Source organism: Bradyrhizobium nivariense (assembly GCF_029846695.2).
In the GTDB taxonomy this organism is placed as follows: domain Bacteria; phylum Pseudomonadota; class Alphaproteobacteria; order Rhizobiales; family Xanthobacteraceae; genus Bradyrhizobium.
This window is the reverse complement of record NZ_JARWCR020000020.1, coordinates 52,261-65,212: the sequence shown is the minus strand read 5'-3', so window position 1 is coordinate 65,212 and position 12,952 is coordinate 52,261. Positions and strand designations below refer to the sequence as shown.

At 64.0% G+C, this 12,952-nt stretch carries 11 protein-coding genes; 8 read left to right on the top strand and 3 right to left on the bottom strand.

From position 1 onward, the window contains the following. Positions 1–203: 203 nt before the first annotated feature. The 3 genes from QCM77_RS18555 to nthA are packed head-to-tail and all read right to left on the bottom strand — an operon-like array spanning position 204 to position 1,854. Complete coding sequence (locus QCM77_RS18555; protein ID WP_279664522.1) at positions 204–581, bottom strand: nitrile hydratase accessory protein; 378 nt, start codon at positions 579–581, stop codon at positions 204–206. Further along, the gene (nthB, locus tag QCM77_RS18550) at positions 581–1,240 is read right to left on the bottom strand and encodes a nitrile hydratase subunit beta (RefSeq protein WP_279664520.1); all 660 of its coding nucleotides are present in this window, start codon (positions 1,238–1,240) and stop codon (positions 581–583) included. The genes QCM77_RS18555 and nthB overlap by 1 nt, the downstream gene beginning before the upstream one ends. Then, a complete protein-coding gene (gene nthA, locus QCM77_RS18545) occupies positions 1,237–1,854 on the bottom strand; it encodes a nitrile hydratase subunit alpha (protein ID WP_279684489.1) in 618 nt (205 codons plus the stop codon). The genes nthB and nthA overlap by 4 nt, the downstream gene beginning before the upstream one ends. Before the next feature lie 62 nt (positions 1,855–1,916). Here nthA and QCM77_RS18540 point away from each other — a divergent pair, with 62 nt between their 5' ends. The 8 genes from QCM77_RS18540 (at position 1,917) to mdoH (ending at position 12,887) form a co-directional block, all read left to right on the top strand. Then, on the top strand, positions 1,917–2,675 hold the full coding sequence (locus QCM77_RS18540; protein WP_279664518.1) for a PA4824 family protein: 759 nt from the start codon (positions 1,917–1,919) through the stop codon (positions 2,673–2,675). Between the two features lie 144 nt (positions 2,676–2,819). Further along, positions 2,820–4,292 (top strand): DASS family sodium-coupled anion symporter, encoded by a 1,473-nt coding sequence (locus tag QCM77_RS18535; protein WP_279664516.1) that lies wholly within the window; start codon positions 2,820–2,822, stop codon positions 4,290–4,292. A 231-nt stretch (positions 4,293–4,523) separates the two neighbouring features. Next, positions 4,524–5,675: a methionine ABC transporter ATP-binding protein gene (locus QCM77_RS18530; protein WP_279664515.1), complete on the top strand. Its 1,152-nt coding sequence runs from the start codon at positions 4,524–4,526 to the stop codon at positions 5,673–5,675. Next, entirely contained in the window at positions 5,665–6,330 is a 666-nt protein-coding gene (locus QCM77_RS18525; protein ID WP_279664514.1) for a methionine ABC transporter permease, read from the top strand. Before QCM77_RS18530 ends, QCM77_RS18525 begins: the two co-directional genes overlap by 11 nt. A 373-nt stretch (positions 6,331–6,703) precedes the next feature. After that, positions 6,704–7,993: a siderophore utilization protein FsrB gene (fsrB, locus tag QCM77_RS18520; protein WP_279664512.1), complete on the top strand. Its 1,290-nt coding sequence runs from the start codon at positions 6,704–6,706 to the stop codon at positions 7,991–7,993. Between the two features lie 82 nt (positions 7,994–8,075). Next, positions 8,076–8,891 carry a hypothetical protein gene (locus QCM77_RS18515; RefSeq protein WP_279664510.1) on the top strand — a complete coding sequence of 272 codons (816 nt, stop codon included), beginning with the start codon at positions 8,076–8,078 and terminating at the stop codon, positions 8,889–8,891. Between the two features lie 355 nt (positions 8,892–9,246). Then, positions 9,247–10,755, top strand: coding sequence for a glucan biosynthesis protein G (locus QCM77_RS18510; RefSeq protein ID WP_279664725.1), 1,509 nt, complete (start codon positions 9,247–9,249; stop codon positions 10,753–10,755). Then, entirely contained in the window at positions 10,743–12,887 is a 2,145-nt protein-coding gene (gene mdoH / locus QCM77_RS18505) for a glucans biosynthesis glucosyltransferase MdoH (protein WP_279684488.1), read from the top strand. Before QCM77_RS18510 ends, mdoH begins: the two co-directional genes overlap by 13 nt. Positions 12,888–12,952 lie beyond the last annotated feature (65 nt).

Below are 12,952 nucleotides of genomic sequence, written 5' to 3'. Positions count from 1 at the left end.
CACCCGCGAAAGCGGGTGATCCAGTATTCCAGAGACGGTGCTTGAGCCGAGAAGCCGCGGCGTACTGGATTCCCCGCCTGCCGCCTACGCTAAAAGCTTCGGCGCCCCTGGACCTCAACCTCGGCGAAGCCTTGGCGTAGCCGGGTCGCGGGGAATGACTGTGTTGGTTGGGACAACGTGGGCCCACACAGCGCGCAACCAGCTTACCGAAAATCCTCCGGCCGCAGCTCGATCGGCTTGCCGTGCGGGGTGCGATCTGCCGCATGGTCCCATGCGTCGCGGTAGCGATGCAGCGTGTCGGTCGAGGCAACGCCTTTGCGCGCAACCAGTCCTTCCAGCGTGGCGAGCCAATGCAGATAATAGGTCTCGCCCGTATCAGGATCGCCGGCGGCTTGCGCGCGCTTGATCTCGGAGGCCAGGGCTGCTGCCCATTCGGGCCAGGTGAACACGCCGCGCTCGTGCAGGGTCAGCGCCATCGCAAACGCGTGCGCCTCCCAGGGCGCGCGGAACACCGGGCCGTCGTCATCGCGGGGAATGCTCGGGATCGCTGCCGTCGCGGCCGCAGCAAGCGTGCTGCCCATTACGCCGGGTCCAGATAGGGTTCGAACGCGTCGATGGAAACCTTCAAGGTCGGGTCACCGTCCGCACCCCAGAGATCGCGGCCCTCAAACACCACCGTGTAGAGCCATTGCGGATTCTCGCCGAGCTCCATCGCCGCCGAATCCGGAAACACGTGACAGCCGTGGTTGAGCTCGACGACACCGACATGGCCGCGCACGTAGCGCGGCAGCCGCGTGTGCGTCGCCGGGTGGATGTTTTTCGCGCGCACGCGATCGCCGATCCCAAACTTGGCCGGCGCCGGAGCAGGGCGGGCGAACTTGCCGCGCACCATGGTGCGCTCGACATCGTCGCGCTCCAGCCTGCCGTGCTTGAGCGCCTTGGCCGGATGCACCGCATGCCCGGCGGCAACGTCCTCCCGGGTGAGATAGCCCTTCTCGATCAGCATCTCCTCGAGCCCGAGGAACCATTTCTTGTAGTAGGAGCTCGAGAGATAGACGTGCGGCGGGATCGTCTCCCGATAGAAGCGCGAGGTGTCGATGTTGAAGGCGCCGGCCGCGCCCATCGCGCGCACCATCGCCAGCACCCGCGCTTCCCATTCCGCATGGAACACCGGCTCGTTCGGCTCGGCCTCGACCTTGCCGAACCCGTCCATGCCGCCCATGTCATGCACGCCGTTCATGACGGCGATCCGGGAAAGCCGGTGCCGATCATGGAATCGCGCGTGACGAGCCCGGCGAGCCGTTCCTCGCTCCAGCCGTCGGTGCCTTCGGGGCGCATCGGCAGCACCAGGAAGCGGGTCTCTGCGGTGGAATCCCAGACACGGATCTCGATGTCCTTAGGCACCGCGACGCCGAAATCGGCGAGCACGCCGCGCGGGTCCTTCACCGCGCGGGAGCGGTAGGGCGCGGCCTTGTACCAGACCGGCGGCAGCCCCAGCATTTCCCAGGGGTAGCAGGAGCACAGGGTGCACACGACCATGTTGTGACGCTGCGGCGTGTTCTCGACCACGACGAGATGGTCGCCGACGCGGCTGACATGGCCGAGCGTGCCGATCGCCTTGGAGCCGTCCTCCAGCAGTGCCTTCTTGAACGCCGGATCGCTCCAGGCCTTGGCGACGACGCGCGCGCCGTTATGGGGGCCGATCCTGGTCTCATAGGCCTGGATGATGGCGTCGAGCGCGGCCGGCTCGACATAGCCTTTCTCGGTCAGGATCGTTTCGAGCGCACGCACGCGCAGCTCGGTCTCCGACAGCTCGGAATGGTCGTGATCGTGGTGATGACGATGCTCGCTCATGGAGCAAAGATAGTCCCAGAATCCGGGCGTTGTCGAGGCGAAGACTCTGCTAACATCGCACCATGGGCTGGGCTGCAAGAACCGGAATAGCCGCCGCAATCGCGGCTCTTGGCGCATTCGCGGCGCAGGATGCGCGCGCCGCGAATGGCGCCTATGCGGTCGATGCCGCCGACATTTCCGAGGTCGGCTCCTGCAAAGTGGAAAGCTGGATGTCGAGTGCGACCAACACCGATTTTTCCGCGGTCGCCAATCCCTCCTGTGTCGTCGATCCCTTCAGGCCGATCGAGCTGAGCATGCAGACCATCCGGGCCCGGAGCGATGGCGACTGGAGCACGACGGTCGCTCCAAAAGCCAAGACGAATTTCGTCCCGACCGGAATAGGCCGGTGGGGATTGTCGGCGTATGGCGGCGGATCGTTCGATGCGGCGACCGGCGATGCCCTGTCCGCCTTTGTCGTCATCCCCGCGACCTTCCGCCTGTCGGAGACCATGCGCATCAACGTCAATGGCGGCTGGCTCTGGGATCGCACGGTGGATCGCCACTACCTGACCTGCGGCATCGGCTTCGATTGGAAATTCACCGACACCTTGCAATGGACGATCGAGGCGTACGGGCAAGCCGGCGCCTCCGAGATCGCAAGCGTCGTCCAGCCGCGTTTCCAGACCGGCGTCCGCTACCGACCGAACGAGATATTCTCCGTCGACGTGATCTACGGCCACAACATCAGCGGCGAAAATGCCAACTGGATCACCATCGGCACCACGATCCGGTTTCCGGTTCGCGGCGGCGAGCCCGAGCATCACCGCACCGGGCATCTGTGAGCACGAGGAAAATCAGGGCCGGGGAGGCAGAACGTCGGCCAGGGCATTGATCGCGCCGCGGACAATCCGTATACGCCGCGTTGGGACAAAAGCGGCTCGTTCAACGGGCCGGTAGAACACGACGGCAATCGAGGGGGAGGGCCCATGACCGCTAGCTCGCAGGCGCCTGAGGCGAAAGGGTTTCGCTGGAAGCTGATCGCGCCGATCGCGGTGTGGCTGGTGATCTATCTGTGGCCGGTGCCGACAGGGCTCAATGTCAATCAGTGGCACTATTTTGCCGTCTTCGCGGCCGTCATCACCGGGCTCATCCTGGAATCGATGCCGGTCGGCGCGGTCGGCCTGATCGGGCTGACGGTTGCCGGCATCAGTGGCTATATCGATCCCGATCCGACCAAGTCGCTGCGCTGGATGCTGGCGGGCTTTGCCGAGAGCACGGTGTGGCTGATCGTCGGCGCCTTCGTGTTCTCGATCGGCTATCGCAAGAGCCAGCTCGGCCGGCGCATTGCGCTCGTTCTGGTACAAAAGCTCGGAGGGAACACGCTCGGCCTCGGCTACGCGGTCGCGATGTCGGACTTCCTGCTGGCTCCGGCGACGCCGTCCAACACCGCACGTAGCGGCGGCATCGTCTATCCCATCATCAGCAACATCCCGCGCATCTACGGCTCCGAACCGGGGCCGACCGCCGGCAGGATCGGCACCTACGTGATGTGGACCGCGTTCGCGTCCACCGCCGTGACCAGCTCGCTGTTCTTCACCGCGCTTGCGCCCAATGCGGCGGCGCTGGCGATCGCCAAGAAGACCGTCGGGGTCGAGGTGAGCTGGGCGCAGTGGTTCATGGGCTTTGCGCCGCTCGGCATCCTCCTGATGGTGCTCGTCCCGCTGCTCAGCTACGTGGTCTGCCGCCCCGAGGTGAAGCGCAGCCCGGAAATTTCCGAATGGGCGGCAAGGGAGCTCGCGGAGATGGGCCCGATGTCGCGCAACGAGTGGATCATGCTGAGCCTGATCGTGCTCGCGATGTTCCTGTGGATCGCGGGCTCGAGCCCGGACATCCGCGTGCCCGTGCTCGGCTCCAACTTCGTCAACGCCACCACCGTGGTGTTCATCGTGATCTCGCTGATGCTGGTGACCGGCGTGATCGAGTTTGCCGACATCGTCGCCGAGAAGAGCGCCTGGGAGGTGTTCTTCTATTTCACCTCGCTGTTGACGCTGGCCTCGGGCCTCAACGAGATCGGCTTCATCAAATGGTTCGCGACCGAATACGCAAAACCGCTCGCCGGGCTGTCGCCGTCGACCGCGATGCTCCTGCTGGTCGCGCTGTTCTTCTGGATCCACTATTTCTTCTCGAGCATCACCTCGCATGCCGCCGCCGTGCTGCCCGTGGTGCTCGCGGTCGGGTCCGGCATCCCCGACCTGCCGGTCACGACGCTCGCCATGCTCTGCATGTATTCGCTCGGCCTGATGGGCGTGATCTCGCCTTACGCGACGGGTCCGGCGCCGATGTATTTCGGCAGCGGCTATATCGGCAAAGGCCAGTTCTGGGGTTTTGGGCTGATCTTCGGGGTGCTCTATTTCGCGGGGCTGCTGCTGATCGTCCTGCCCTGGTTGCAGATCCGCTGAGCCGGGCTGGAGGCTGATACCCCGGCAGATGAATTTTCTTCGCCGGGGCGGGATTTGGAAAACTTCGTCCAAACCCCCGCAAATATCTGACATTGCAAGAGAGACCTGAAAGGGCGATGGTGCGTGCTGCGGTGCGGCGCGCTCGACCCGAGCCCTCATCGCGGTTTCACTCTCCGTCGCTCGATGCGACCCGGTTCCCGGATGCCCCAGAGGCAAGCGGAACTATTGTGCATGAAGGCCGCCTCCATGAACGCCCACCCGTCGCTCGCGATCGGACAGCCGATCGAAACGCTTGACGCGATCTCACCCGCCGCGACTGCGCCTGACGCGATGGTCCGTTTCGAAGGCATCTCGAAGATCTATCCGGCCTATCGCGGCAAGCCCGGCGTCAATGCCCTGCAAAACATCGACTTCGCGATCCCGCGCGGTTCGATCACCGGCGTCATCGGCCGCTCCGGCGCCGGCAAATCGAGCCTGGTCCGGCTGATCAACGGGCTGGAGAAGCCGACCACGGGCCGCGTCGTCGTCGATAGCAGAGATATCTCTGCGCTGGCTGGCCGCGAGCTGCGGCTGGCACAGCGCTCGATCGGCATGATCTTCCAGCACTTCAATCTGCTCTCCTCGCGCACGGCAGCCGCCAACATCGCGCTGCCGCTGGAGATCGCCGGCTGGGCCAAGGCCGATATCCGCACGCGTGTGGCTGAACTTCTCGCTCTCGTCGGTATCGCCGACAAGCACGACCGTTATCCGTCCGAACTCTCCGGCGGCCAGAAGCAGCGCGTCGGCATCGCGCGGGCCTTGGCGACGCGGCCGAGCGTGCTGCTGTCGGACGAGGCGACCTCGGCGCTGGATCCGCAGACCACGCGGGCGATCCTCGATCTGCTTGCGAACATCAACCGCGAGCTCGGGGTGACCATCGTGCTGATCACCCACGAGATGTCCGTGGTGCGCCAGCTCGCCAGGGAAGTCGTGGTGCTCGACGCCGGCCACGTCGTCGAGAGCGGCCATGTCGCCGACATCTTCACCCACCCGAAGCATCCGATCACGCAATCCTTCCTGGCCGAAGCGATCGGCGACAGCCTGCCGGTGTCGCTGGCGAGCCGGATCGTTTCGGAGCGGCCTGCTGGCGGACAGGCCGTGATCCGCGTCCAGGTGCGCGGGGCAGGGGCCGGCGACACGCTGGTGGCACGGCTGGCGCGCGAGCTCGGCCTCGACGTCTCGCTGCTGTCGGCCCGCATCGACGAGATCGGCGGCCAGCATGTGGGCTCGCTGACGCTTGGCATTCCTCCCAGCATTTCTGGCGGCGACGACGCGACGACGCGGACGCTCGCCTGGCTCTCACAATATCAATTCCCCGCGGAGCGTCTCGGCTATGTCGCCTGAACTCATCAACCTGATCATCCAGGCCACCGGCGAGAGCCTGTACATGGTCGGCATCGCGGCGCTGATCGGCACCGCCTTCGGCCTGCCGCTCGGCGTCTTTCTCGCGACCAGCCGGAAAGGCGAGCTGTTCGCGGCGCCCGTCGTCAATCGCGTGCTCGGCATGGTCGTCAACGCGACGCGGTCCACGCCCTTCATCATCCTGGTCGTGGCCATCATCCCGTTCACACGCCTCGTTGCCGGAACCTCGATCGGATCGACGGCCGCGATCGTGCCGTTGACGATCGCATCGGCGCCGTTCATCGCGCGCCTGGTCGAGGCCGCGATCCGCGAGGTCGATGGTGGCCTGATCGAGACGGCGTCCTCGTTCGGGGCCTCGCCGATCCAGATCGTGCTCAAGGTGCTGATCCCCGAAGCGCTGCCGGGTCTTCTGCTGGCGCTGACGCTGGCGGTGGTCAGCCTGCTCGGCTACTCCGCCATGGTCGGCGCCGTCGGAGGCGGGGGCCTGGGCGACCTCGGCATCCGCTACGGCTATCAGCGCTTCATGCCGGAGATGATGCTCGCCGTCGTCGTGGTGCTGATCGCGCTGGTGCAGCTGGTCCAGAGCGCCGGCGATTATCTCGCGCGCCGGGTCAATCGCCGGCTGCGGCATCGCTGACACCGGTTGGGATCGGCCTCACATCGGGTATTTGATGAGGTTCTGAAACACCAGTGTCGCCCGGGCGAGCGTCGCGCCCACCAGGCCAGGGCCCTATGATGGCGCAGGCTCGCGACTGAGGAGATGCGCGCGATTTCGCGATGAACCGAGCCAATTGTTTCCCGGTATTGCCAACGAACGAGAGCGCCGTCCGTTTAGACTCATTCCACAGCGCAGATGAGCGCATAGGTCGCACGCGCTGTGCGCACCTCTGGAGAGATTCTAACGCTGTTCCTATCGCACTCCCAAACCGCCTGAGTTAGGGCGGGGCGTCAAGAACGATCCCCCTGCGATGGCCTTGGCAACGGGGAAGCCGGACCAGTGAGATGAGACCATGAGAGCGATATTCGGCAGGCTGCATCGCTGGGCCGGACTGCTCACGGCCGGCTTCCTGTTCTTCTCCGGCATCACCGGCGCGATCATCTCCTGGGATCACGAGATCGACGAGGTCCTGAATCACCACCTGTTCGAGGTCAGCAGCAAACGCTCGGCGATTCCCTCGATCGATCTGGCGAAGATGATCGAGCAGCGCGATCCCCGCGCGCGCGTGGTCTACCTCTTCATGACGCCGGAGGAGGGCCACTCGCTGTGGTTCTTCGTCATGCCGCGGATTGATCCCGCGACCGGCAAGCGTTACGCGCTCGACTACAATCAAATCTTCCTCGACCCCAACACCGGCATGGAGCTCGGCCGGCGCTATTGGGGCGCGGTGTGGCCGGTGACGCGAGAGAACTTCGTCTCGTTCCTCTACAAGCTGCACTACACCATGCACATCCCGGAATTCTGGGGCAGCGACCGCTGGGGCATGCGCGTGCTCGGCGTGATCGCCATCATCTGGACCATCGATTGCTTCGTCGGCTTCTACCTGACGCTGCCCTCGCGGCGGAGCGCCAGGGCGGCGCGGGCGCCCCAAGTCACGCGACAGCTCGAACGCGGCTTCTGGGCGCGCTGGGCGCCGGCCTGGACCATCAAGACCTCGGGCAGCACCTACCGGATCAATTTCGACATCCACCGCGCCTTCAGCCTCTGGACCTGGGGCGTGCTGTTCATCATCGCCTTCACGGCGTTCTCGCTGAACCTCTATTTCGAAGTGTTCTCGCCGCTGATGAAGATGGTGTCGAACTACACGCCGACGCCCTATGAGCAGCGGCCGTATCGCGATCTCGACGATCCCATCGAGCCCAAGGTCACTTTCGCCGACATTGCGGCGCGCGCGGCGGCCGACGGCAAGGGGCGAGGGTGGACCATCCCGGTCGGCTCGATCAATTACGGCCCGGCCCATGGTGTCTATGCCGCCGCCTTCTTCCATCCGGGCGATGATCACGGCGCCGGCGGCGTCGGCCCGGCGCAGCTCTATTACGACGGCGAAGACGGCCGCCCGATCGGCGAACGGCTGCCCTGGGTCGGCACCGCCGCCGACATCTTCGTGCAGGCGCAATTCCCGCTGCATTCGGGCCGCATCGTCGGGCTGTTCGGCCGCATCCTGATCTCGATCATGGGGCTGGTGGTGGCCGCGCTCTCGGTCACCGGTGTCGTGATCTGGTGGCGCAAGCGCCGCGCCCGCGTCCGGGTGCAGGAGACAACGGCGATGCGCCTCGGCCGGCAGCTCACGCCGGCGGAGTAGAGCTCAGGCCCTAGCGGATGAACCTTCCCGCCCGGCACGGGCACAAAGACTGGAGATCGCTCCCAGTCTTGCCGGAAATCGCATGAGATCGCTTGCCTTGCTCTACCTGCTCGTCTTCGCCACGCCCGCACATGCGGCCACGCCCGAGCAGCGCTATCTCGACCTGCGCGATCGCTACATCGCAAAGTTCTCGAAAGCGAAGGAGAGCGAAGAGACGTCTAAGCAGCACGATGCGGCGCTCAAGGAGTTGACAGGCGTACTGCGCGGCCTGGTGGGTCCGGTCGCGATCAAGGGGCTTCCGGTGGACGGCAAGTCGAATGCCGACACGCTCTTCAAAGGCGACTCCGGCTTCGGCCATCTCGACGGTCTCGGCTTCGCCTCCGAAGGAGACAAGATGCAAGCCGTCGTGACCACGACGGCGCTGCTCAAGCACTGGCTGCGCGAGCACGGCGAGGACGGTATGCCGCGGGAGATCGGCGCCGCGCTCAAGTCGGACCGCTTCTACTATTATGCCATCCAGGACTCCGCCTTCGCCAAATATGCCGAGCTGCCGATCGCGAAGCCCGCGGGGGTGAGCGCCGCGGTCGCCGTACTGGGCGTGCGCGGCAATGGCGATCTGAAGGGACCGCCGCATGAAATCGACGTCGTCGCGATCCAGGGCGAGAAGGTCTTCTTCATCGCTGCAAGCGACGCCGTGAAGACCGCTGAGATCCCGGCCTGCGAAACAATCTGGAAGCAGATGATGGCCAGGAAGACCCCGCAGGACGCCATGGCCCGCAAAGATCAGGCGATGGAGGCCTACACAAAGTGCTTCGCCAAGGAAGCACCAAGCCAGAGCTGGTTCTCCGCCGCCGTGACGAAGGCCCAGAGCCAGTTGGAGCTGCTGCCGCCGCGCTAGTTTCACTCCTTTGCAAACTCAGTTCCTCATCCTGGGGCCTCACGGCTGACGAAACCCATGCCGTGGGCGAGGAAATCGGTGCAGTCGCGCTGGTAAGGCGAGCAGCAACTTCCGACGCGATCATCCAGTTACTTTTGGGCCCTACAGCTTTGCTAGGCTAGCCATGGCTCAAGAATGCGCAATCGGAAATTGCAGACCGTCCTGCAGGCGCAACCGAGGCGGAGCAGCGCGAAATCGCCCCAGGCCGGCATCGACGACGTCGTCGGCACACACGGTGCTCGGATTCGGCGGCGCCCATGGAACTTGGTCGCGACGAGGGGGTTGCATTGCGGTTGCAACCGAACGGGTAGAACACTTGAATCGCCGACAATTCCTGGAAGCCGCGGCATTGACGCCATTGGTGACATTACCATCTGGCGCAGTCTATGCGGCATCGGCGGCGGAGTTGCCGTTTGGCCCCTCCTATGTCCGCGAGCTTGCCCGCAATTTGGCGAGTAAGCCCTTTGCGCCACCAGAGGAAAAGGTCCCGGACGCGCTCAAGGATCTCACCTACGATCAGTACCGGTCAATTCGCTTTCTGCCGGAGCGCGCGGCTTGGCGCAGCGAGAAGCTGCCCTTCGAGGTTCAGTTTTTCCACCGCGGTTTTTTCTATAAAAACAGCGTCGACATTTACGAGGTCTCCGGCGGACGAGCCGTACCGATCAGGTACCGGCGCGACGATTTTGCATTCGGCGACAATATCGGCCAGGTACCGGACGCCGATCTCGGATTTGCCGGCTTTCGCATTCACGCCCCGATCAATCGGGCTGACTACTACGACGAGGTTTGCGCGTTTCTCGGCGCCAGCTACTTCCGTGCCGTTGCCAAAGGCGAGACCTACGGCCTTTCCGCGCGCGGTCTGTCGATCGATACCGGCGAGAGCAAGGGAGAGGAATTTCCCCTCTTCAAGGCCTTCTGGCTGGAGAAGCCCGCGCCGGGTGCCACATCCGTCGTGGTACATGCGCTACTTGACAGCAAGAGCGCTACGGCAAGCTATCGCTTCACGATCAGGCCGGGCGCACCGACGGTCTTCGACGTGGAGATGTCGCTCTATCCGCGGATCGAGCTGCGACATGCCGGCCTGGCGCCCATGACGAGCATGTTCTTTTTCGGTCCGAACGACCGACACGATGTCGACGATTTCCGCCCTGCCGTGCACGACTCCGATGGGCTCGCCGTGTTCAATGGAAAGGGCGAGCAACTCTGGCGTCCTCTAAACAATCCACGCGATCTGCAGGCCAGCACATTCAATGACCTCAATCCTCGCGGCTTCGGCCTGATGCAGCGGGAACGAAACTTCTTTGCCTACGAGGACATCGAATCGCGCTTTGAGCGTCGCCCGAGCCTCTGGGTCGAACCGATCGGAGATTGGGGAGAGGGCAGTGTGGTCCTCTTTGAGATCCCGACCAAGGAGGAAGTTCACGACAACATCGCCGCCTTCTGGCGCCCGAAAACTGCTCTCCAGGCCAAGAGCGAAAACAACTACACCTACCGTCTGCACTGGGGTCCGGACGCGCCGAAGCCCAATTCACTGGCCCGGTTCACCCGCACAGGCGTTGGCGCGCGGGGCGACGACAGCAAATTGTTCGTGCTCGAACTCCTCGGTGACAAGCTGAAGGAGGTCGATCCTGACAAGGTGAGGGGCGCCGTCAGCGCCGACAAATCCGAGATCAAGAACGTCGTCACACAGCCAAACCCGGAAACCGGCGGCTGGCGCCTGAGTTTTCAATGCGCCGTGAAGGACGCACCGATCGAGTTGAGGGCGGTCTTGATGCAGGGCGATCAACCCATCTCCGAAGTCTGGGTTTACCGATGGGCGCCTTGACCTCGTCGCCTGCGCTTTCGCCCGACCTCGGCGTTAGGTATCTTCCCGATGAAACGCCTCTCCCGATGCGGCCTTGCCGATTGGACGGGACCAATCGTGCCGATCCCGCGCGACTGCGGACCACCCCTGCCGTTGCAGCGCGGCGCCTGTTCATTCTCGGCGGAACGGCCGCGATTACCGCCGCCGGCGCCCTTGAGATGTACGATGTCCTCAAGGTTGGTGGCGTCACAGTCCTCGAAGGCATGGTGTTTGGACTGTTTCTCGTGCTGCTCGCCTGGATCGCGTTTTCGTTCGTGTCTTCATTAGCCGGCTTTTTTGTGCTCCTGCGGGGCCGACCGGATGTGCTGCCAATTGACGGCGACGGTCCGCTGCCCGCGATCACCGGCCGAACGGCCATGCTGTTGCCGACCTATAACGAGGATCAGCATCATCTCATGGCGCGACTCCGCGCGATGTACGAGTCGGTCGGCGAAACCGGACAGGCTCCGTTGTTCGATTGGTTTCTGCTCAGTGACACGACAGACCCGGACATCTGGATTGCCGAGGAGCTTGCGTTTCTGGAACTGCAGCGCAACTGCGGTTCGGGCCATCTCTACTATCGTCACCGATCCGACAACACCGCCCGAAAGTCCGGCAACATCGCCGAATGGGTGAGGCGGTTCGGTGGCGCCTACGACTACATGATCATTCTCGACGCGGACAGTCTGATGAGCGGAGAGACCATCGTTCGGCTGGCGGGCGCGATGGAAGCAAACCCGCAAGCCGCGCTGATTCAAACGCTTCCGGTCGTCGTCAATGCGCGAACCCTGATTAGCCGGCTTCAGCAGTTCTCGGGTCGTTTGTACGGTCCGCTGATCGCGGCCGGGAACGCCTGGTGGCACGCCTCAGAGGGCAACTACTGGGGACATAATGCCATCATCCGGGTGCAGGCTTTTGCGCAAGAGGCGGGCTTGCCCGAATTGCGCGGGAGGAAGCCTTTCGGTGGCCATATCCTCAGCCACGATTTTGTCGAAGCCGCACTAATGCGACGGGCGGGGTGGGGGATTTTCATGGCCCCAGGTCTCGGCGGGAGTTTCGAGGAGGTGCCACCGTCGCTGCTGGATTTCGCGGCGCGTGACCGCCGCTGGTGTCAGGGCAATCTCCAGCATCTTGCCGTTCTGCCGGCCCGAGGCCTGCACTGGGTCTCCAGGCTTCACCTGTTGACCGGGATCGGCTCCTATCTAACAGCCCCCCTGTGGTTGCTGTTTCTATTGTTCGGAATCCTGATCTCCTTGCAGGCCTATTTCGTCAAGCCGGAGTACTTTCCCAAGGGCTTTTCGTTGTTTCCAACGTGGCCCGCACAGGATCCCGTGCTTGCCGCCTGGGTCTTTGCCGCGACAATGGGGCTGCTCATCGTGCCCAAATTGCTGGCCTACCTCGTTCTGCTCACCAAGCGCGCGGAACGGCAGGCATTCGGCGGCGGATTTCGCGTGCTGCTGGCGGTGGTTGCCGAGAGCCTGCTTGCCGCCCTGATTGCCCCATCGATGATGATCTTTCAATCGACCGCCGTGGCGGAGATCCTGCTGGGGCGGGACGCGGGCTGGCAAGTGCAACGGCGAAGCGATGGCAGGATCACGCGCGATGAAGTCTATCGCAAATTCACGGTGCCGACCCTATGCGGTCTGGCCATGGCGGCAAGCGCCTATGCCGTGTCGCTTCCGCTGCTGCTCTGGATGTCGCCGGTGATCATCGGCCTGGTTTGTGCCATTCCGATCGGTGTCGTCACGTCCACGGCACCACGAATGGCGCGCCTGTTTGCGACCCCCGAGGACAATCGCGCGCCGGCACTGCTGCAGAGGGCGAGAGAGCTTGCCAGCCTGGCTCGGATCGAGGCCCACGGCGCTCTGATCGAACTTAGACAGAACCCCGTGTTGCTGGGACCGCACCTGCAGTCCCTCGAAGCGCCGCCTCGCAAATCGGGCCAGATCGACATAGATCTCGCGATCGCCCGTGCCAAGATTGAGCAGAGCGACGATTTCGATGAAGTCGTCAGCAATCTCAGCGCACGCGAGACCCTTGCCGTGCTGAAGCACCGGCATGCCCTTGAGCAAGTCATGCGAATGCCGCGAGCTACCGCTTCCGCAGAAGTCTAGGTCATGGCGTTGTAGGTCACGGCGTTGACGACCCGGCTGGCTCGGGCCGAGGGCGAAATGTCTCC